22 protein-coding genes and 2 tRNA genes are annotated in these 20,314 nt (G+C 59.1%); 10 read left to right on the top strand and 14 right to left on the bottom strand.

Annotated features, from left to right (window positions below):
* Positions 1–57: 57 nt before the first annotated feature.
* Both LOY70_RS15420 and nudC read left to right on the top strand, forming a co-directional pair.
* Complete coding sequence (locus LOY70_RS15420) at positions 58–870, top strand: crotonase/enoyl-CoA hydratase family protein (protein ID WP_265028301.1); 813 nt, start codon at positions 58–60, stop codon at positions 868–870.
* A 6-nt stretch (positions 871–876) separates the two neighbouring features.
* On the top strand, positions 877–1,707 hold the full coding sequence (nudC, locus tag LOY70_RS15415; RefSeq protein ID WP_123344274.1) for an NAD(+) diphosphatase: 831 nt from the start codon (positions 877–879) through the stop codon (positions 1,705–1,707).
* Here nudC and LOY70_RS15410 read toward each other — a convergent pair.
* The 8 genes from LOY70_RS15410 to LOY70_RS15375 all read right to left on the bottom strand — a co-directional run bounded on the left by LOY70_RS15410 (position 1,675) and on the right by LOY70_RS15375 (position 10,973).
* Complete coding sequence (locus LOY70_RS15410; RefSeq protein WP_123344273.1) at positions 1,675–2,454, bottom strand: TSUP family transporter; 780 nt, start codon at positions 2,452–2,454, stop codon at positions 1,675–1,677. The genes nudC and LOY70_RS15410 overlap by 33 nt on opposite strands.
* A gap of 118 nt (positions 2,455–2,572) precedes the next feature.
* Complete coding sequence (locus LOY70_RS15405; protein ID WP_265028300.1) at positions 2,573–3,328, bottom strand: ABC transporter ATP-binding protein; 756 nt, start codon at positions 3,326–3,328, stop codon at positions 2,573–2,575.
* Positions 3,322–4,380 carry a FecCD family ABC transporter permease gene (locus tag LOY70_RS15400; protein ID WP_265028299.1) on the bottom strand — a complete coding sequence of 353 codons (1,059 nt, stop codon included), beginning with the start codon at positions 4,378–4,380 and terminating at the stop codon, positions 3,322–3,324. The genes LOY70_RS15405 and LOY70_RS15400 overlap by 7 nt, the downstream gene beginning before the upstream one ends.
* On the bottom strand, positions 4,377–5,555 hold the full coding sequence (locus LOY70_RS15395; RefSeq protein ID WP_265028298.1) for an ABC transporter substrate-binding protein: 1,179 nt from the start codon (positions 5,553–5,555) through the stop codon (positions 4,377–4,379). Before LOY70_RS15395 ends, LOY70_RS15400 begins: the two co-directional genes overlap by 4 nt.
* 63 nt (positions 5,556–5,618) lie before the next feature.
* A complete protein-coding gene (locus tag LOY70_RS15390; RefSeq protein ID WP_265028297.1) occupies positions 5,619–8,048 on the bottom strand; it encodes a TonB-dependent receptor in 2,430 nt (809 codons plus the stop codon).
* Positions 8,049–8,139: 91 nt separating this feature from the next.
* Positions 8,140–9,105 (bottom strand): FecR domain-containing protein, encoded by a 966-nt coding sequence (locus tag LOY70_RS15385; protein ID WP_265028296.1) that lies wholly within the window; start codon positions 9,103–9,105, stop codon positions 8,140–8,142.
* A complete protein-coding gene (locus LOY70_RS15380) occupies positions 9,106–9,621 on the bottom strand; it encodes a sigma-70 family RNA polymerase sigma factor (protein WP_265028295.1) in 516 nt (171 codons plus the stop codon).
* 122 nt (positions 9,622–9,743) lie between these two features.
* Positions 9,744–10,973 carry an MFS transporter gene (locus LOY70_RS15375; protein WP_265028294.1) on the bottom strand — a complete coding sequence of 410 codons (1,230 nt, stop codon included), beginning with the start codon at positions 10,971–10,973 and terminating at the stop codon, positions 9,744–9,746.
* Positions 10,974–11,362: 389 nt separating this feature from the next.
* Here LOY70_RS15375 and LOY70_RS15370 point away from each other — a divergent pair.
* The 4 genes from LOY70_RS15370 (at position 11,363) to LOY70_RS15355 (ending at position 13,397) form a co-directional block, all read left to right on the top strand.
* A tRNA-Cys gene (locus tag LOY70_RS15370) sits at positions 11,363–11,436 on the top strand.
* Positions 11,437–11,632: 196 nt separating this feature from the next.
* Positions 11,633–11,719: transfer RNA gene (locus tag LOY70_RS15365), tRNA-Leu, on the top strand.
* Positions 11,720–12,232: 513 nt separating this feature from the next.
* Positions 12,233–12,832, top strand: coding sequence for a hypothetical protein (locus LOY70_RS15360; protein WP_265028293.1), 600 nt, complete (start codon positions 12,233–12,235; stop codon positions 12,830–12,832).
* A gap of 97 nt (positions 12,833–12,929) precedes the next feature.
* Positions 12,930–13,397 (top strand): hypothetical protein, encoded by a 468-nt coding sequence (locus LOY70_RS15355; protein WP_413776651.1) that lies wholly within the window; start codon positions 12,930–12,932, stop codon positions 13,395–13,397.
* A 50-nt stretch (positions 13,398–13,447) separates the two neighbouring features.
* Here the strand turns inward: LOY70_RS15355 and LOY70_RS15350 are convergent, their stop codons facing one another.
* Complete coding sequence (locus LOY70_RS15350) at positions 13,448–13,810, bottom strand: NUDIX hydrolase (protein WP_025213792.1); 363 nt, start codon at positions 13,808–13,810, stop codon at positions 13,448–13,450.
* Positions 13,811–14,106: 296 nt separating this feature from the next.
* On the opposite strand from LOY70_RS15350, the gene LOY70_RS15345 reads away from it, so the two are divergent.
* Both LOY70_RS15345 and LOY70_RS15340 read left to right on the top strand, forming a co-directional pair.
* Positions 14,107–14,292, top strand: a complete 186-nt coding sequence (locus LOY70_RS15345) for a hypothetical protein (RefSeq protein ID WP_265037959.1) — start codon at positions 14,107–14,109, stop codon at positions 14,290–14,292.
* Positions 14,293–14,376: 84 nt separating this feature from the next.
* Entirely contained in the window at positions 14,377–14,604 is a 228-nt protein-coding gene (locus tag LOY70_RS15340; RefSeq protein WP_025213790.1) for a PLD nuclease N-terminal domain-containing protein, read from the top strand.
* A 27-nt stretch (positions 14,605–14,631) separates the two neighbouring features.
* On the opposite strand, the gene LOY70_RS15335 is transcribed toward LOY70_RS15340, so the two are convergent.
* The 3 genes from LOY70_RS15335 to LOY70_RS15325 form a co-directional block, all read right to left on the bottom strand.
* The gene (locus LOY70_RS15335) at positions 14,632–15,057 is read right to left on the bottom strand and encodes a hypothetical protein (protein ID WP_265037957.1); all 426 of its coding nucleotides are present in this window, start codon (positions 15,055–15,057) and stop codon (positions 14,632–14,634) included.
* 121 nt (positions 15,058–15,178) lie between these two features.
* Positions 15,179–15,409 carry a hypothetical protein gene (locus tag LOY70_RS15330; RefSeq protein WP_123344260.1) on the bottom strand — a complete coding sequence of 77 codons (231 nt, stop codon included), beginning with the start codon at positions 15,407–15,409 and terminating at the stop codon, positions 15,179–15,181.
* Positions 15,410–15,560: 151 nt separating this feature from the next.
* Positions 15,561–15,815: a DUF6555 family protein gene (locus LOY70_RS15325; protein ID WP_025213787.1), complete on the bottom strand. Its 255-nt coding sequence runs from the start codon at positions 15,813–15,815 to the stop codon at positions 15,561–15,563.
* 194 nt (positions 15,816–16,009) lie between these two features.
* Here LOY70_RS15325 and LOY70_RS15320 point away from each other — a divergent pair, with 194 nt between their 5' ends.
* The gene (locus tag LOY70_RS15320) at positions 16,010–16,909 is read left to right on the top strand and encodes a polysaccharide deacetylase family protein (RefSeq protein ID WP_265037955.1); all 900 of its coding nucleotides are present in this window, start codon (positions 16,010–16,012) and stop codon (positions 16,907–16,909) included.
* Positions 16,910–17,016: 107 nt separating this feature from the next.
* Positions 17,017–17,208 carry a DUF2188 domain-containing protein gene (locus LOY70_RS15315; RefSeq protein ID WP_265037953.1) on the top strand — a complete coding sequence of 64 codons (192 nt, stop codon included), beginning with the start codon at positions 17,017–17,019 and terminating at the stop codon, positions 17,206–17,208.
* Positions 17,209–17,250: 42 nt separating this feature from the next.
* Here LOY70_RS15315 and LOY70_RS15310 read toward each other — a convergent pair whose 3' ends face one another.
* Together LOY70_RS15310 and LOY70_RS15305 are read right to left on the bottom strand one after the other, a co-directional pair.
* Positions 17,251–19,047 carry a HAMP domain-containing histidine kinase gene (locus tag LOY70_RS15310; RefSeq protein ID WP_265037951.1) on the bottom strand — a complete coding sequence of 599 codons (1,797 nt, stop codon included), beginning with the start codon at positions 19,045–19,047 and terminating at the stop codon, positions 17,251–17,253.
* Positions 19,048–19,320: 273 nt separating this feature from the next.
* Positions 19,321–20,175, bottom strand: coding sequence for an SPFH domain-containing protein (locus LOY70_RS15305; RefSeq protein ID WP_080712552.1), 855 nt, complete (start codon positions 20,173–20,175; stop codon positions 19,321–19,323).
* Positions 20,176–20,314 lie beyond the last annotated feature (139 nt).

Here is a 20,314-nt window from a genome sequence, read left to right as displayed (position 1 = left end):
TGTCGTGCCGACTTGCTATAGTTCAGGCCTCTTTTCAGCCGGTAAAGGATCACTGCCATGGCACAATATCAAGCGTTCAACGTCGAACTTGCAGACAACATCGCCCATGTGCAGATCAATCGACCGGAAAAGATCAACGCGATGAACGCCGCGTTCTGGACCGAGATCATCGAGATTTTCCAATGGATCGATGATACCGACGCCGTGCGGGTGGTGGTGCTCAGCGGTGCCGGCAAGCATTTTTCCTCCGGCATCGACCTGATGATGCTGGCCGGGGTGGCCAATGAGCTGGGCAAGGACGTCGGCCGCAACGCACGCCTGTTGCGGCGCAAGATCCTGCAACTGCAAGCCTCGTTCAACGCCGTGGACAATTGCCGCAAACCCGTGCTCGCAGCCATCCAGGGCTATTGCCTGGGCGGGGCCATCGACCTGGTTTCAGCCTGCGACATGCGCTACGCCGCCGAGGATGCGCAATTCTCTATCAAGGAAATCGATATCGGCATGGCGGCCGATGTTGGCACATTGCAACGCTTGCCCCGGATCATCGGGGACGGCATGCTGCGTGAACTCGCTTATACGGGGCGCACCTTTGGTGCCGACGAAGCGCGCAGCATCGGCCTGGTCAATCGTATCTACAGTGATGCCGCCAGCCTGCTCGACGGGGTGATGGGCATCGCCCGGGACATTGCCGCCAAGTCGCCGATTGCGGTGACCGGCACCAAGGCCATGATCAGCTACATGCGCAACCACAGCATCGACGACGGGCTGGAATATGTCGCCACGTGGAACGCCGCCATGCTGCAATCGACCGACCTGCGCGTGGCCATGGCCGCCCATATGAGCAAACAGAAACCCGAATTTCTGGATTGACTGACCATGATTTCACGCTGGACCACCGCAGTACTCGATATCGATCTTCCTGGCGGCTGGGCCGTGGCCCGCAGCCCGGAAGGCTTTCTGTTCGATGACAACGGCGCGCTGTTTCCCCGCGACTGGCTCAAGCGCCAGGACCTGTCGATCCTCGCCGAGCACGGCATCGGCCACTTGGATGGCGAGCCGGTCTACCTGCTGGAACTGCACAGTCCGCTGGACATCCCCGGTTGCAACTGGAAAGGCCTGCGGGCCTTCATGCTCGAGGATGATCACACGCTGTACAAAGTGTTGGGCTACGCGGCGCAGATCGGCACCTGGGCCCGGGAGCATCGTTTCTGCGGCAGTTGCGGCAAGCGCATGGGCCAGATTCCGCTGGAGCGGGCCATGTACTGCGATGCCTGCGATTTACGGCATTACCCGCGGATTTCACCGAGCATGATCGTGCTGATCACCCGCGGCGATGAAGTCCTGCTGGCCCGTTCGCCACGTTTCGTCACCGGCGTCTACAGCACCTTGGCCGGGTTTGCCGAGCCGGGCGAGTCGGCGGAGGATTGCCTGATTCGCGAGGTGCGTGAAGAAGTCAGCATCGAAGTGAAGAACATCCAGTACATGGGCAGCCAGTGCTGGCCGTTTCCCCATTCGATGATGCTGGGCTTTCACGCCGAATACGCCAGTGGCGACATCGTGCCCCAGGAAGATGAAATCGAGGACGCCCAGTGGTTCAACGTCCACGACCTGCCACCGTTGCCGGCCTCGCGCTCCATCGCTCGCTACCTGATCGACCTTTATGTGGCGCGACGACTAGGCCACGCTGAACCAGTGCTGCCAGGCTAGGCGCACGGTCAGGCCCAGCACCACGGTGATGAACACCGGTCGGATGAACTTGGCACCGCCGCTGATGGCGGTGCGGGCACCGAAGAACGCACCGACCATCACCGACAGGCCCATGCTCAGGCCGATGATCCAATCCACTTGTCCCGAGAAGATGAACACCGACAGCGCCGCGATGTTGCTGACGAAGTTCATGCTACGGGCCACGCCGCTGGCCTTGACCAGGTCGATGGGGTAGAGCAGCAGGCTGCTGACCGTCCAGAACGCCCCCGTGCCAGGGCCGGCCACACCGTCGTAGAAACCCAGGCTGAAGCCCTGGGTCGATTGCCAGGTCTTTTTGATCGGTGCGTCGCTGTCCAGCGGCGCCTTGGGCGTGCCGCCGAACAACAGGTACAGGCCGCAGGCGAAGACGATCACCGGCAACATTTTGTTCAGCCATTCGGCAGGCAGGTAATGGGCGACGATTGCGCCGGCCAGGGCGCCCACCAGGGTGCCAACGAGGGCGTGGGTCCACTGTCGGGGATGGAACAGCTTGCGCTTGTAGAAGGTGAAACTGGCCGTGGCCGAGCCGAAGGTCGAGCTGAGCTTGTTGGTGCCCAGGACCAGATGGGGCGGCAGGCCGGCCGTCAGCAGGGCGGGCGTGGTCAGCAGGCCGCCACCTCCGGCAATGGCATCGATGAAACCGGCAATGAACGCGACAACGGCAAGGATAGCGAGGGTGGTGAGGTCAACGCTGAGTTCAAAAGGCATGTAATGGGCTTATTCGGCAGGTCGCAGAAGGGCTGCGGGAAGGCCGGTATGTTACCCATAATGACGGTGGGCTGCGACTGCTCCCCACAAGAACGGGCGAATTCAGTCTCGTCGGCGTTCAAACCACATCATCCACGATAATGTGCCGCTCCCCCCTCGAACACTGCTCGATCCGGGCCTGGACCCGATACACCGTGCGCAGCATCTGCTCGGTGATCACTTCTTCACTCGGACCGCTGCCTTGCAGGGTGCCCTGGGCGATGACCAGCACCTGGTCGGCAAAGCGCAGCGCCTGGTTCAGGTCGTGGAGGGCGATGAACACGATGATTGCGTGTTGGCGGGCAAGGGCGCGCATGAACGCCAGGACCTGGACCTGACGGCGCATATCCAAGGCACTGGTGGGCTCATCCATCAGCAACACTTCGGGTTCGCGTACCAGGGTCTGTGCGATGGACACCAGTTGTTGCTGCCCGCCACTCAATTCACCCAGGTTGCGAAACGACAACTCGCTGATGCCGAGGGAGTCGAGTGTGCGGTCCACGATCTCCAGTTCGTCCGTTTGCACAGCCCAGCCCGGTGCCCGTTGCTTGCGGGCCAGCAGCACTGATTCATAGACCGTCAGCCGGGCACTGGCGTTGAGGTTCTGCGGCATGTAGCAGATGCCGTCCAGGCCATTGCGCGACCCTTCCAGCCGCACCTGACCGGGGCCGTCGATCAGCCCCGCGATACGCTTGAATAGCGTTGATTTGCCGGCCGCATTGGGGCCAACCACGGCCACCACTTCACCGCCGGAGAACATCGGCGTCGTGATTGCGTCGAGAATCGTCCGGCTACCATAACGGGCACCCAGGCCCGCCAGTTCAATCGTCACCATGACTGCTTCTTCCCGCCAAGAATGAGAGAGATGAAAAACGGCACGCCGATCAGCGACGTGACCACACCGATGGGAAAAATGGCCCCCGGTATCAAGGTCTTGCTGACCACGGAACTGGCCGACAGGATCAAGGCGCCGGTCAGCAGCGAGGCGGGCAGGAAAAAACGTTGGTCTTCACCGATGAGCATCCGCGCAATGTGCGGTCCCACCAGGCCGATAAAGCCGATGGTGCCGACAAACGCCACCGGAAATGATGCCAGGAGGCTGACCATGACCAGGGTTTGCAAACGCAGCTTGCGCACATTGATGCCGAAGCTTGCGGCTTTTTCATCGCCCAGGCGCAAGGCGGTCATGGCCCAGGCGCGCCGGGCAAAAATCGGCAAGGTGATGAGGATCACCAGGCAAATGACGCCCAGTTTCGGCCACGTGGCCTTGGTCAGGCTGCCCATGGTCCAGAACACCACGGCGGCCACGGCTTGCTCGGTGGCGAAGAATTGCACCAGCGCCAGCAGCGCATTGAAGGTGAACACCAGGGCAATGCCCAACAGCACAATGGTTTCGCTGGTCATGCCGCGGCGCAGGCTCAACACGTGGATCAGCAGGGCCGAGAGCATCGCCATGACAAAGGCATTGAGCGGAACCATGTACTGGGCAATCACCGGCACCAACGCCACGCCAAACGCCAGCCCCAAGGCCGCGCCGAAGCTGGCCGCCGCCGAGATGCCGAGGGTGAACGGGCTTGCCAGCGGGTTGTTGAGGATGGTCTGCATCTGTGCGCCGGCCAGGGACAACGCGGCGCCCACCGCGACGGCCATCAGCGCCACCGGCAGGCGAATGTCCCACATCACCACCCGCACCTGCGGCGCAGCGGATTGCGGTGAAAACAGCGCGCCCAGCACTTCCTCCAGGCTATAGCTGGCAGGGCCGAGGGCCAGGTCCAACAGCACACTGAACAACAGCAACAGCCCCAGCCCGACCAGGATCAAGCGTTTACGCCAGACTTGCGCACGATAGATCGTGCCCAGGGCAAGGTGATCGAGACGCTCGTTCATGGCTGGCCCTGCGTTGGCTTGAGGCTGACGAAGTAGCCAGGCTCGTAGGGCACTGGCAGGAAGCGCTCGTGGAACTCACGAAACGTGGCATCGGGGTCAAGTTCGGCGAACAGTTCCGGGTGGAACCACTTGGCCAGTTGCTGGATGGCGATGAACTGGTACGGGCTGTTGTAGAACTGATGCCAGACGGCATGAAAGTCCCCGGTTTGCTGGGCCTTGATCCCCGCGTAGGCAGGGCGCTGGGTGAACCATTGCAGTTTGCGGCGCGCCTCGGCCAGGTCGGCGCCGGGGCCGACGCCGACCCAGTGTCCACCCGGCGCAAAGGCTTGCCAGTTCGCGCTAGTGACGATCACCTGCGCGGGGTCGGCAACGATGACCTGTTCGGCGTTCAACTGGCCGAAGGTATTGGGGATGATGGCGCTGGCGATGTTGTGACCGCCGGCCAGCTCGACGAAGCGGCCGAAGTTTTCATTGCCGAAACTCAGGCAGCAATCGTCGGTGTAGCCGCCGATGCGCTCGATGAACACCTTGGGCCTGGGCGGCTGGCGGGCCTCGATCACGTCGGTGACGCGCCGGATCTGTTGGTTGCGAAAAGCGATGAATGCCTCGGCTCGCGCATCTTCACCGAACAACTGGCCGAACAGGCGCATGGTCGGCTCGGTGTTCTGCATCGGGTTATTGCGGAAATCCACGTAGACCACCGGGATACCCAGCGCGTCGAGCTTCTCGATGTAGCGAGCGTCTTCGGTGGCGTGCTGGGCTTCGATGTTGAGGATGATGACGTCCGGTTGCTGGCTGATCGCTTGCTCGATGTCGAAGGTGCCGTCTTCGAAACCGCCGAACGTCGGTACCTTGGCGATCTCCGGATAGCGGCGCAGATAGGCTGCGTAGGTGTCCGGGTCGGACTGGATCAAATCCTTGCGCCAGCCGACGATGCGCCGCAGCGGGTTGGCGGTGTCCAGGGCTGCCACCAGATACAACTGGCGGCCTTCGCCCAGGATCACCCGGCGTACGGGAATGCGCACTTGGACCTGACGGCCCAGCAAATCGGTGACCGTGGTTTTGGCGGTGCTGTCCGGCGCGGTGCCGGAAAAAGCCAGACCGCTCAGCAGCAGGGCAACCGATCCCAGCAGCCAAGCGGTGAGCGATGAGCGTGTTCGAGACGGGAGGGGCATCGTTGAAACCTTGTCAAAGAGCGGCCCCGGCAGCGTTGCAGGCGCGGTCGGGGCCGGGGAAACTCAGAAGTCGACGGTGGCCGAAAGCAGCAAGGTGCGCGGTGCGCCTTGGGAGAACGCGCCGTAGGAGGCCACGCCGGACCAGTACTCACGGTCGAAGACGTTCTGCACCGTGGCGCGGAAGGTGGTTGGCCGGCCATCCAGCACGGTGCTGTATCGGGCGCCCGCGTCGAAACGGGTCCACGGGTCGAGTTCACGGGTGTTGGCCTGGTCGATGTACTGGCTGCCGGTGTAGATCGCACCGCCCGTGAGGGTCACACCCTGGATCCAGGGCGTGTCCCATTCGGCCCAGAGGTTGGCCTGCACTTCGGGCACGCCGACCGGCTTATTGCCGCGATTGGCCGCGGTGCCGCTTTTGGTCAGTTCGCCGTCCAGCAAGGTGACGCCACCCAGCAGGCGGGTGCCTTCGCGCAGTTCACCGAACATGTTCAGCTCGATGCCACGGTTGCGTTGTTCGCCTTGGACCGAAAACACGCCGTTGGACAGCTCGCCGCTGGGCTTCTTGACCTGGAACAGCGCCAGGGTCGAGGTAAAGGTGCCGTAGTCGACTTTGACGCCAACCTCTTGTTGGCGAGAAATATAGGGCTTGAATATTTCTCCAGAGTTGTTGGCGGTAGCGGGGGCCGTATCGCCCTTGCTGAGTCCTTCGATGTAGTTGTAATAAAACGACACGTGTTCCCAAGGCTTGATCACCGCACCGAACAACGGTGTGGTTTCGCTTTCATCATAGGACGGCGTCGTGCGTGCGCCGGTAGTGCTGTTGTAGTTATGCGATTCGACACGTTGCTTGCGCAGTCCCAAGGTGACTTGAACGCGTTCGTCAAGGATCGACAGCGTATCGGCCAGGGCGAGGCCCGACAGTTCGGTGTCGGAGACTTTCGTGACATCCGGCGAGGCTATGGACGGTTTGTCACTTTCCACCGGATGGTAGATGTTCGAGGACAGGGGCGTTCCGGAATTGATCCCCCGCCGCAGTTCGTCGCGATAACGGCTCAGCTGCAAGGTGGCGCTGTGGCTGACCGGGCCGGTCTCGAAGCGAGTCCGGGCGCCAGCGTCGACGGTGTAGCGCTCCACTTCGAACTTGTAGTAGCCGGGCGTCGAGCGAGTGTCTCCGGCGTTGTTGCGAATCGTCGGTGTCTGGTCCGACAACCGTGCCACATCAGACTTTCCGCCCCCGAGGTGACCAAAAACCGTCAGGTTGTCGCTCAGGTCGTACTCGCCGCTGAGCAAGGCGGACTTGTCCCGTGTCTTCGACCAGGCCCATTCCTGCGTGACGTTGCTGCGCCCGTTGGCCGCCGAGGGCACCTCGACGCCGCTGGCGATCTGAAACGGCCGGGAAGGGGCGTCCCATTGTTCTTCCTGGCTGATCAGATCCAGGCTGGTCCTGAGTCGGTCGCCTTGATAGTCAAGGGAAATCGAGCCGATGCCCACATCCCGCGACTGCTTGTCGATTGCCGTGTCGCCGCCTTGCAGGCTGCCGTTGACCCGCACGCCGAAGCGCCGCTCCTCGCCGAAACGACGGCTGATATCGACATGCCCGCCCGCTTGCGAGTCCATGGCGTAGTTGGCGGTCACGCGGGTCAAGTCTTCGTCCAGCGAGCGCTTGGGCACGATGTTGATGACACCGCCCACACCGCTGTTGGGCGACATGCCGTAGAGCAGGGCGGCCGGGCCCTTGATCACTTCAATACGTTCGGCGTACTCGGTGAACACCCGATAGTTGGGGGCCACGCCATACACACCGTCGAACGCCAGCTCTCCCAGGTTGCCTTCCCCCACGGGAAAGCCGCGAATGAAAAACGAGTCGACGATGCCGCCGGTCTGGCCGGTGGAGCGCACCGAAGAGTCACGCTCCAGCACATCGGCGGCGGTCACGGCTTGTTGGTCTTTCATCAGGGCCGAGGTGTAGTTGCTCACGCTGAACGGGGTGTCCATCAGGTCCTTGTTGCCCAGCAGGCCCACCCGGCCGCCACGGGCGACCTGACCGCCACTGTAGGCGGGCGGCAAATCCCCGGGACGGGCTTCGGTGGTGCTGATGGTGGTCTCCGAGAGGGTCAATTCGCCGTTGGTGCTGCGTTTTTGCAGGGTGTAGCTGCCATCGTCGCGAGCCACCAGGTCCAGGCCGCTGCCGGCCAGTAGCCGGTTAAACGCTTCGCGTGCCGTGAACTGGCCGGAGAGGCCCGGACTGTTCAGGCCTTGGGTCAGGGACGGTTCGAACGACAAGGCGATGCCCGCTTGCACGGCGAACGCTGAAAGCGTTGGTCCCAGGGGCCCGGGCTGAATGTTGTAGGACTGGCTGGCGACGCTGTCCAGCGCCGCACCCGGTGCGGCCCAGCTGCCTGGACTAAAGGTCGAAAGGGCAACGCTGAGCATCGCGCTGCGAATCGCCAGATTCAGCTTACGATCCGAGCGCAGGGGGCGGGCAACGGGCATGGCGTGATGATCCTGTTCAGAGAGAGGTTTGTTCTCTAGCCAGCCAGGATCGAAAAAAGTATCACCCTGAGACGAATATTTTTTCCCGTACTCACGCTGGCGCCAACATGATCCAGTAATCACCCAGGCGCGAAGTGATGTTGATGGCGTAAGTCCGGGCAAGCATGTTCAGGGTGAGTCGAGTGTCGTTGAGGGGGAACGCGCCGGAAATCCGCAGATCGGCAATGGCCGGGTCGCAGCGCAGGATGCCGTTGCGATAGCGAGCCAGTTCACTGACGAAATCGGCCAGGCGCATGTTGTCAGCCATCAGCATGCCCTGGGTCCAGGCCAGCACCGATTTATCGACAGGTTTGAGCCCGTCAACGGCAAACGCCGTAAAACCGCTGCTCTGGCCGGCCTCGACGACTTTTCCAGGGATGCCCTTGAGCTGGATGCTGACGGCGCCCTCCAGCACGGCGACGCGGGTGTGTCCGGTTTCCTCGCGAACGCTGAAGCGTGTACCGAGGGCCTGCATCCGACCTTCGCTGGTTTCCACCAGGAACGGCCGGGCGCTGGGGGACGGGTCCGGCGCGGTCTGTACCAGGATCTCGCCACGGCGCAACAGCAGCAGGCGTTGACGTTGATCGAAAGACACATCAATGGCGGTGTCGGTGTTCAACGTGACGCGGGTGCCGTCGGTCAAGGTCAGGTCACGACGTTCGCCCACGGGGGCGCGGTAGTCGGCGGTCCATTGCTGCCAGTCGTTGAGCTTCCAACTGCCCCAGGCCAGTGGCGCCAGCGCGAGCAAGGCCGCCAGTTTGCCCATGGCGGCACGGCGCTCGGGGTTGCTGGGACGGTCCAGCGAGGGCATGGCCAGGGTGGGCGGCAGGCCTTGCAGTTTGCTCAGCAGCAATTCGGCTCGCGCCCAGGCTTGCTGGTGTGCCGGGCTGCTGGTGCGCCAGCGTTCCCATGCCTGGCGCTCGGCGTCGTTGACACTGCCTTCGCTCAGGCGCATCAGCCAGTCGGCTGCTTCGTTGAGGATGGACGGATCGAGGGTATGGCGATCGTGAGGGCTCATTCAGTCCACCAGCATCAGGCAGTGCAGGAACGCCTGCTTCATGTAGCGCTTGACCGTGATCAGCGAAACCCCCAACTGGTTGGCGATGTCGGCGTATTTCAGGCCGCTGATTTGCGATAACAGAAATGCCCGTTTGACCGGCCCGGGGAGGGTGTCGAGCATGGCGTCGATTTCATGCAGGGTTTCCAGTACCAACAGACGCCGTTCCGGCGAGGGCACTTCGGGTTCGGGCAATAACGCCAGCGCCTGGAGATAAGCGCGCTCCAGGGCCTTGCGCTGGAACCAGTTGACCAGGATCCCGCCGGCGACACAGCAGAGGTACGCCCGCGGTTCTTCGATGATTGCGACCTTCGAGGCGAGAATGCGGATGAAGGTGTCATGGGCCAGGTCTGCAGCATCCAGCGCATTGCCCAGTTTCCGATAGAGTCGGGCGTACAACCAGCCATGGTGCCCGCTGTAGAGGTCTGCGACGGTGCGCAGGTGACAATCGTTGGTCGCTGACCCTGGATCGCTCATGGCTGTTTGTATTTTTTTGAGAGTGAGAAGTATTCCCAATGGTAGTGGACGCGCTCACTGCCGCGCAAGGTCGATCTTGGCCATGATCATGCATTCAGCTGAGGGCAAACCTCTTGGCGAGGTTATTCGCTTGCCCGATCCGGCATCCCCGGCGGCCGGTAGCGCAGCCACATCAAGGGCATCAGCACCAGGCCATAGGCGACGCTGACGTAAAGGTACGTGTATTGAAGACCGTAGACCTGGCTGAGCAATGCGCCCAAGGATATGCCGATAATGGACGCCGTCTGCGAAACACCTTGTGCCAGCCCGAGCATCTGGCCCTGGCGTGTGTTGTCGGTACTTTTGGAAATGACTGCGGTCAGCACCGGGGTGGTTGCGCCCAAGAGCAAGCCCCAGACGAAATAGACCAGGGCGAAGACCAGCGGCTGGCGGGTCAGGCCGGCGAGGGCGGTCAGGGCCATGCACGCGATCACGACTCCGGTGATCGCGTGCAGTGTTTGCGTCGGGTTGCGCTGTTCGAAATAGCGCGACCAGGCCGTGGCGCACAGGATGAAGCCCAGGGCCAGCAGCCCGTAGCAAAGCCCGACCATGGCGTTGCTGACGTCGAAGGTCGAGCTCACATACAGCGAAAACGAGGTTTGCGGCAGCATCCTCGCCAGCAGCAGAAGACCCATGATACCCAGCAAGGATAACGTCGCCGGGTTATACAGCCCTGGGCGCGAGGGGTTGGAGCGGTTGCTGGCGGCCACCCCCTTCCTGACGGGCGCCACGTTGGGGAGGCTCAGGGCCGCAATCACGGTACAGAGCGCGCACAAGCCGGAGGCCACGATGTTGATCCAGAAAAACGTCGTATGATCCAGGATCAACCCACCCACCACCGCTCCCAGCAATGAGCCGACATTCGTGGAAATCTGCAGGATGGCAAACAGCCGGGCCCGCCGAGAGGGTTCCTCGATGCTGACGCCATAGGCCTGGGCCGGGGCGATATAACCGGCGAATGCACCTTGCAGGAAGCGCAGCACCAGGATGACCCAGATGTCGTTGCACAGCGCCAGCCCGAGCTGGGTCAGGGACAAGCCTGCGAGCGCGCGGATCATCATCAGTTTGTGGCCGTAGCGATCGCCTATCCGCCCCCAGAACGCGCTGGTGAGGATGATGCCCAGCATCGGCCCCACGTACACCGCCGTGCTGGCGAAGCTGAACACTGCGTCATTGCCGGTCAGTTGTCGCAGGTGAACGGGCCAGAACGGCCCGCTCATCTCCATCGCGCCCATGGAAACCAGTTGGATCGCAAACAACAGGTAGATCAGCAAGCGGACGCTCGAACCCTGGGGGATACCGGCACGGGGCATGGACAGACTCGAAGAGGCGACTAAGGCTGTGTCTTATCCGACAGTGCGTCGATCTGGGCAAGAAAAAAATGCAGCGGGCTTCTCCGGGCACAATGCTGTTTTGCGCTAGACCGTAGATGAACCCGAGGCGAGGGCGCTTGCTCCTGCGGAGCTGCGCAATAACCCTGAAGCAGACATCTCTGAATGTCGGCTTCAGGTCGATCAAGGGACAATTTTTTTTGAAATCAAGGGGTTGTCAGCCTAGGCAAATGAGTACATAATTGCGCCCATCGAACGCGCTGAGACGTAAAAAATCTCAATGTTTTCAAGGGGATAGCGCTTACAAAGTGTTCTTTTCCTGATCAGGTTTGTACGCGGTTGGTGTGGCTGCATTGCATCAAGCGTCTTGAGGCCGAATAGCAAAATGGTTATGCAGTGGATTGCAAATCCACCTACGCCGGTTCGATTCCGACTTCGGCCTCCACTTTAAAATAGCTCCGTAGATCTTTGATTTACGGAGCTTTTTTATTTACGAAGCAGTGAAGGGTTTTGTCTTGAAAAGGACCGAAGCCTCCTTGCTTCGGCCGGGAGGGATGTATATATTCCTCCCTCTGCTGCACCCGGCTGGATCCTGGCAAATCCGACGTTTGCCCGTTTCCAAACGGCTTGACCGCGCTACCGCCCGAATGGCGAAACTGGTAGACGCATGGGACTTAAAATCCCCCGCTCGTAAGGGCGTGCCGGTTCGATTCCGGCTTCGGGCACCATCTAAAAAACAAGGGTTTGCGAGCGAAAGCTAATGCAAACCCTTGTTTGTTTCTGGCCCGCAATTACTTCGTAGGCGATACCTTTTTTCTATCCGGTTTCGGATGTCCTGTTCGGTCATTACGACTGTCGTATGCCCAAGTTGATCTCTTGCCTGCAGATCACCTCGCGGCGCGCGGATCTCTACATTTTTCTGGGTGTGATGCGCTCACCGGTCTTTTGACAGCGCTGCTCCTAATTTTCCTTAATGTTAGGTTCCTATGGCCCTTTATTTGACTTTGAAGGGGGGCTTTTCGTCCATTTTTTCTGCGGACGTGGAAAATCCTCACCGGAATGGTGCACTGACTGGCCGGGCAATGTCCGCATCAAGTCGATGCAGTCGCCGACCAGTATCTGGTGGGAAGGGGTCATAGTTGATTTCCAGCCAGGCTCCGCCCTCTGGATCAGGTGGCGTGATTTGTGTTTGTAGGCTATTCCTTGAAAGTCCGGCATGGAGCCGGTCCAGGGAGTAAGTTATGCCCAATAAGCATTATGTGTTTTGGCCGTTTACGTCCGATTCGTATACAAATATGGGAGGGGAAAAATCTGGCGCAGGTCGACAGCTTCGGGAGTTCAGACGGCCAAATAATAAAGGTAATGTTTCGTACGTTCGGTATGGCTCAAAAAAACATGCAGGTTGTTTGGCAAAGTGTAATGCTCAGGACAAGTCACTTTATGTGACGGGGCATGGTGCTGTAGGGGCTCAGGTTATATCAAACACCCCGGATGGGTCGGATGATGTTGTTCATGCGCTTGTCGTTGTTATGCGCCTGATAGAATATGGGCTTAAGAATACAAGTTGCTGTAAGTTGAAGTTGTTTTCTTGTTACAGTGGTGTTGACGGTGCTGGAGGCTTCAGCTTCGCGAAAGCAGTGCATTTGTGTTTGCGTCGTCTTGGCTATAATAATATTGAGGTCTACGGGTACAGTGCTGCGATTGGAACTTATGTGGGCGATCATACGATTTTCATTGGGGTCCATCCTGATCTTCCTCAATTTGGCTCCGGAATGTGGAAAAAAGCCTCGGTAGTTAGAGCTAAAATTGATGAGGACTATCTTAATGATTTGGAGGAATGAAGATAGCTTGCGATAATTATTCGCTGGAAGTTGGGTTTTCGCAAAGTCAGCGTGCCGCTTAACCATGGAGAGGTATTAAGTGAAAACAATCGCAATGATGAGCCTGGTGGTCTTGATGACTGGCAATGGTGCACATGCAGCGCAAGTGACATCGCCGGATGGGAAAACGTTAGCCGTAAACTTTGGCGAACCGACGTTCAAGCAGGTCCTGCATTATCGGAAAATGTACGACAAGAAACCCTTCCCCGATGCGGAGATTTATTACTACAGCAACGGGCTGTATAAAATCATCTCCCAGGGAGAGAATCATTACGGCGTCTATGTTTTGCAGGGACAACACAGTGACGAGACGTATACGGTAAAGTTTATCTCCCTGCCTTCCGCAGACTGGGGAAATAAAACGGCTTATCACCAGCTTACGTTTATCCGCGGCGGTGCAGAAAACGTATTTATCCAGAACGCCATCGTCGATACCGGCGAGGCGATTGCTCAGCAGAACGGGACCTACATACAAGAAAAGAACACCGTGAGTAATCCGCTCAATACCGATTGGAACAAAAAGTGAACCCGTAGCGCCAGAACGGTCTGGCAGTCGCGTTTGCTGCCAACCGTTCATCACAACCGCCGCCGAAACGCCTCAAGAATCTCCCGCGTACCCCTTTTCATCTGCAACTGCGCAATGGCGTCCAGCGGATGCCAGAGGCAATCGCTGATTTCATTCTGTGGCCTGGCCGCCGTTGAGTCGCTGACCGAGGCTTCGAATACGTGGTGTTCGGTTTCACCATCATAGATTTGCATCAGGTAGAGCAGGTTTTCGACGTCCAGGCCGGTTTCTTCCGCCAGTTCTCTAATGGCAGCTCCAGCATGGGTTTCACCGCGCTCAACGGAACCGCCAGGTAATGTCCAGCGGCTGTTGGCTTTGCGAACCAGGAGAATATGGCGATTCTCCTCGCAGATGACGGTCGCTCGAATTTTCATAGCCTTGCTCGATCCGTGACTGTCATATAAATGCAATATAACTGCAATATTTGAGCCTGGCACTACCCCACGCGCTCAAATAAAGACTTTGCGCAAGCCTTATCGATACGACCACGGCGGGACGGGAATGACTGAGTTCATTCCAGGCCCATGGATGGTGCAGGCTCCTGCAATCAATTCGAGCGCCAGCGCTTCAGGTGCTACCGGTCATCGCCCCGAATGAATCAGATTCGAAAAAAAGAATCCATGTGTCATTGGGTGGATGGCCAGCCCCTGGCAGTGGGGAGAGAAAAGAAATGACCACCGTTGAAGATTTCAAAGCCAAATCCCAGGAGCTTCTGGTGGAGCTCGATGCGGCGACATCAGAGATGATGACGCTTATTTGTGTGCATCAGATGACCGGGACGGCCTGGGAAGAGGCAGTCCAGCGTCAGCACGAAGCGTATGAGCAGTGGGTGGCTTATCTGAATGAGCGGCAATAGATGTCGCGATCACCAAGACGCAAACTCTTTGAACGGTGCCCGAGCGGCTGTGCCTAATCCTTAGACCGACAAGAGGATAAGGCCATGTCTGAATTAGCCAGCTATTTCTGGATCGCTGTTGCAGTGCTTTTGCTGTTGGTGGATCTGTGGGCAATCATCAGCGTCTTTCGAAGCGACAAGTCTGCGGGAACCAAAGCGGGTTGGGCCTTGCTGCTGATTATCCTGCCCGTGCTGGGCTTGATTATCTGGGGTGTGGCCGGGCCTCGAGGGATCAAGGAAGGCCCGTCCTCACCGGAACACAGCAAGGGCTGATAACAAGGGCGTGCATGGATTGCGAGATCACTGGTTCTTCCAGCGGCCGCCGGTGGTTTCGCAGTCCTTTTGTGCTTGTTCCAAATCCTCGGCACCGTAGTAGTACCAAGTGACTTGCGCATTGTCAGGAATATTGGCGGATTCACCCGCACGGTCCTTACTGGTCGAGCGCGGATTGGCCAAGGCTTCTTGTGTCAGTCTGGCTTGGCACGTCGCCACATACCCCTCGTCGCAACGTTCCACTTTACTCTTCTGGGTGCTCACCGTGCCTTTGCTCTCATTGCTGCACGACCAGTCCAAGGTCTCGGCGGGCATGCCGTTGTATTCATAGCAGCTGTGGGATTCAATCGCCGGTACTGACTGGCTCTGGGAGCGCGTGATGACATCACAACCTTGCGCCATGACGACGGCGGGGCTGGTGCAGACGATCAACAGCAGGACTTTGGCATTCATGAGGGTTCTCCCTTTCGCGGTTCTTTACGCCGATACCTATCAATATCGAGGCGCAAAGAAAGCCCTTGTTCCATCGGCTTTCCAACCGGTAGAACTCAGGGGAGCTGTCTGTCGCAAAGCGTTAGCGGAATTTTGGCAATGGCCGCTCAACAGGCTTGAGCGAGGTCAATGCGCTCTGGATCGACGGCGCATCTTTGTCGATGTCGTTGAGCCGGTCCCGGATGCGCAGCGCCGTGGGGTGGCCGCCCTGGTGATCGACCCAGTCGGCGATTTCCTTGCAGGCCGCCGTGAGTCTGGCCTGACGCGATTCCAGTAAGGTGAGCAGCGTGGTGATGGACTCTTTTTCGGACATGTCACACCTCCATTCAGGGTTGATGAGGCAGCACTAAGCCCGCCAGATGCGGGTCATGCTGTTGTATAAGCGTAGTTGAGTTATTTCGGGTCTGTCGAAGAATCCGGCGCACGGCTGGACAACCGATGCGCCGGAAACTGGGTTATTTAAGTCAGCCGGACTCCTTGATCCAGGACGGCGCGACGCTCGCTCGCCAGCGCACGTCGGTAATGCCATATTTTTCAGCCAGGGGTTTTGAAACCCGCTTGACCTTTTCCCGTCCGAATTTGGGTATGCGCCCGACACCCGCATCGCAACTGGCCCAGTGCCAAGCCTCGGAGTTATTCATCACTTCAGCGCGAATGATGAATGACTTCGGCTCGCCATGGAGCACGTAGTCGATGATGTAAAGCGATGGCCCGCCCATAAATCCTCCCTAATTAGTTCTATACGGATGGATGCGAAGCGCTGCGGAAAATTCCATCGGATTTCCAGGCGGTCAAATTCAGATCGATGCTCACGGTCAGGAACCAAACCCGGTTAACCTTCTCCAAGGTGAGCTTCAAGACCGTGGGCCAGGGATCAAAGGCAACGAAGTACGGCATTCATTTAAGGCAAAACATGAGAATCATCGCCAGGGCGCTGGCCATCGTAGCGCTTGCCACTGGGCTGTCGGGCTGCATAGGCGCTCCCGTCGAACTGACGCCGCAGACTGAGCAAAACCTGCGGGCACAACCTCCGATCCGCTTCCTGCTCACATTCGATGACGGTCCCAGCGCGGCGCGTTTCTGGAACCCCAGCCAGGAGGTCCTGGACGCTCTCTTGGACAATCCGGTGCAGCCCGGGATCAAGGCGGTCTTCTTTGTTCAAACCCGCGCGCCACGGGCCGGCGGAAGCGATATCGGCCGCTCGCTGATGCGCCGCGAGCAGCAGGAAGGGCACGTGCTGGGCTTTCATACGGCGACCCATTGGCACACCAATCACCGGTTCCTGAATCCTGATGAACTGGAGCAGTCGCTGGCCAATGGCGGCGCCGACATCGCGGCGGTCACCGGCGCGGCCCCTAGCCTGGTGAGGCCGCCGTTCTGGAGCTATGACAGACGTACCTTCGCCGCCTACCAGCGCCATGGACTGCACGTATTGCTCACCGACCTGAGCGCCAACGACGGCAAGGTATGGGGGATCACCCTCAGCCCGCGACGGCGGATGAACCTGACGCGCCAGCTCTCCGAAGTGCGCGAACTTATCGCTGCGGGGCAGTTGCCTGCGGTTGACGGGGTGATTCCGGTGGTGGTCACCTTTCACGACCTCAATCGCTATACCGCCCGCCACACTCGGGAATACCTGCAGATCCTGCTCGACGCTGCCCGGGACACGGGCGTGAGGACCGACGCCAAGCCATTCTATGATGACCGCCAGGCGTTGGAGCGAGCGGCAATGGTTCGCACGGTCAAGAACACCACCCAGGCGGTGCACTTGCCGGGTTTGTGGGATTGGCTATGGGATTCGGATTCCCACTGATGGACCTGCGGCGTCAAGGAGGGGCACGACGTTCGGTCGGCACCAGCGCGCAAACTGAGTGTAAGGTAGACGACGTAACCCCTGGCTTACCTCGAACGGAGGTCACTATGAGTACTGCGATGCTGACCAAAATGCACATCAATGGCTATGACGTGCTCAGCGTAAACAGCGGCCCGTGGCGGGTCTGCACCCAGGCCGACCGGTTGGGGTCCTTTGCTTCCCGTGAGGAAGCGCTGGCCTACGCCGCCGCATTGCCGTCCAGAAAGAACCGTGGCAGCCGGCCTGGCAATGTGAAGTAGCTCCGAGGGCACGCCCCTACAGTGGTCAGGTTCGCCACCTGATCAGGGGCGTGCCGGTTCCAGTGGAATCTCCAAGGTGAACTCTGCTCCCTGACCCGGTCCTTCGCTATGGACGTGGAGTCGGCCATTCATCTCAACCGCCGCCAAGGCGCAGCTGTGCAAGCCGAACCCATGGCCGTCCTTGCGGGTCGTGAACCCGTGGTTGAAGATGCGGGCCAGGTTATCGGGCGCGATGCCTTCGCCGCGATCCTTGACACTGAGGCGCAACGTCGTTTCATCGATAATCCGGATCCCCAGTATCATTTCCCGCGGGTGATCGTTGACATGAGACATCGCGAACTTGGCATTGCTGATGAGATTGATCAGGATCAGCAGCAACCGGTGCTTGTCACCCATGATGGGCGGGACGTCCTGGTAATCCTTGATGACGGTGACGTGATGCCGGCTCAGCGCACCCGAGTTCATGCGTAGCGCATCTTCGAACAAGTCACTGATAGTGAGCGCTTCGATCAGCCTGGCGGCTCCGGCATAGGTTTGTTGAGTGGTGACGATTTCCTTGATGTGATCGATGCTCTTGGTCAGTTGCGCCAGTTCTTCGATCAGTAGTGCCTGTTCGGTGGCGATGGAGTCCACCAGCTCGTTGAAGTAGCGGGGCAATAATTGACCCTTTTCATCCTGGGTGATGAACTGGCCCAAGTCGTCGGCATGTTCGTTCATCATTTTTACCGCTTTGCCGAGACCCAGTGTCTTGCTGTTCTTCAACTTGCGCGTCACCAGGTCCGCTGAAATATTCACGCTGTTGAGCACATTCCCGACGTTGTGCAACACATTCGTGGCAATTTCGGCCATGCCCGCCATCCGTGCGGCGTCCACCAGTTCGCGTTCCGCCTCCTTCAGCTCGCGAGTACGCTCTTGCACACGCTCCTCGAGTCGCTCATTGGACGACTTCAGTTCGTGGTTGATCTGGTTGATGACGGAGTAGCTGCGAACCAGCCGCACCGCCAGGTAGATCATCAAGAGCGCCATGAGGCTGGCACACACGGCCAGGTAGATATGATATTGGCGGTCCGTTGCGGCGGTCCTGCGCTGGGTCTCGTTCAACAGCTCATTGATGTTGTCCAGTTCCTGGGCAACGGGAATAACGCTGATGCGGTCAAGCAGGTCATTGACGACCGGTTGTTCCTCGATAATGGCTTTGACGTGCTGGGTCAGGGTGATGAAAAGGGGCCTGGAGGCCGCGGGCAACTGGTCGATGTAGTGTTCCAGCCCACTCAGTTGGCTTTGCACCTCCTTGGCTTTGTCTGAGGTGACATACAGTGCGTACTCCAGCGTCGTCAGGGTCAGTTCAAGGACATTGGAGACCGCTGCCTGACGTTGCGCAGGACTTTCGAGCGCCATTTCCTTGAGCAGGTTTTGAATGTCGTCCTCAATAATCGGCAGCGCATCCAGGGAGGTGCGTAGATTGGCGTTGTGTTGCTGGAACTGATCGACCAGCGCGGTTTTGTTCTTGACCGCATCCACATAGCCTTGCCGTCTCGACGCCCAAAGAGCTGCCAGGGGCCCGGAATTATTGAGCTGCTCCAGCTGTAGCCATCGACCGGCCGCTTCAGGTGGCGGTACCAGCGACAGGTTGTTGTTGACGCCGATCTTTTTCCTGAGGATTTTGACGTTCCAGTTGGCGTCGGATTGCTTGAGCTGGCGAATGAAGTCACGGGATTCGAAGTAGGTCGATGAATCGTATGTGTATGACTTGATCAAAAAGAATATCAACGAGCAAAAGACAATAAGCGCGACAGCCAATAAGGCCGGCCATTTATATTTCTTGATAATGGTTGTCACACTAATCTCCCGTTCAGAACGTTTGTCGAAGGAGTCGGTGAGTTCCCGAGTAGGGAGAAATGCTCAAGACGTGAGTCGAGGGAGGGGAGCGGCAATCGGCGTATCGAGGGTTGCGTTGGCTTGTTTTTACCTGGGTACACGTTGAGCTCCCTGCAAACGGTGAACGTCGTGTTCATCAGTCAGTGAGTGTAGCGCTAACGGGACGCTCGATGTCTCGGGAAGGGGGCAAGCGGGGAGGCAACGGGCGCGGCCAGGGCTGGCCGCGCCTTTGAGTTACTTGATGTCGATGAAGGGCAGGGCGCTGTTTGGCAGCACGGTGGTGGGTAGCACACCGTTCCAGCGCTCGGCCTTGGTGAGTTCCACCAGGTTCTGGTTGCTGGCCAGGGCCTGGGCGCGAGCCTTGATGGCCTCGGCCTCTGCCTTCCCGCGCAATTCGGTGGCCTGCGCATCCGCTTTGGCCTGGGCCACTTGTGAGTCAGCCTCCGCCTGGGCCTGGGTCACACGAATCTGGGCTTGAACCTGCTCGGTGGCCAGTTGTTGCTCGCGGGTCTTGACCTGCACCTCGGCCGCCATGCGCGCTTCGATGGCTTTTTCATAGGCGTCGCTGAAGTCGATGTTCTCGACCTGGACGCTGTCGATGATCACAGGCCCGGTAATGGTGGCCTTGATGGCGCTGGAAATGTCGTTGACCAGTTGCACGCGGTTCTGCACGGCGGCCACGGCGTTGAACTTGCCAAACACGTTTTCCACCTGGGTCGGCACCTGGCGGCTGATCATCCGGTCGCGGATACCTTCAAGGTCCTTGAACTGGGTGTAGACCTTCGCCACATCGGAAGGCGCGATGTGCCAGGACACGGACACTTTGAGCTCCGCGGACTGTTGGTCCTTGCTATAGGCCTGGAGGTCGTCATAAGAGGTGACCTGGCTCTGTGTGCTGATCATGCGCACCGACTCGATAAATGGCGTCTTGAATGACAACCCCGGTTCCACCACCCCGACCAGTGCACCGTTGCGCAGTAGCACACCGCGCTCGGTTTCATCGACCGTGTACCAACTGCCGAAGAAGACGCACAACAGGACGACGCCTATGATTGCCGCGACGAGAGAGCTAATGGTTTTGCTGGTCACTTTTCTTTCCTTGAGGGGCGGGGGAGGTTTTGCCATAGCGGTGTACCTATGCTGAAACCGAAGCCGGCATTCTGAATGCCAGGCCGGAAAAAGCAAATGGCGAAAACGATGTTCATTGATGTCCATTTTGCTGGTTGTG

The organism is Pseudomonas sp. B21-054 (assembly GCF_026016345.1).
Taxonomy (GTDB): Bacteria; Pseudomonadota; Gammaproteobacteria; order Pseudomonadales; family Pseudomonadaceae; genus Aquipseudomonas.
This window is presented reverse-complemented; position numbering and strand designations above follow the sequence as displayed.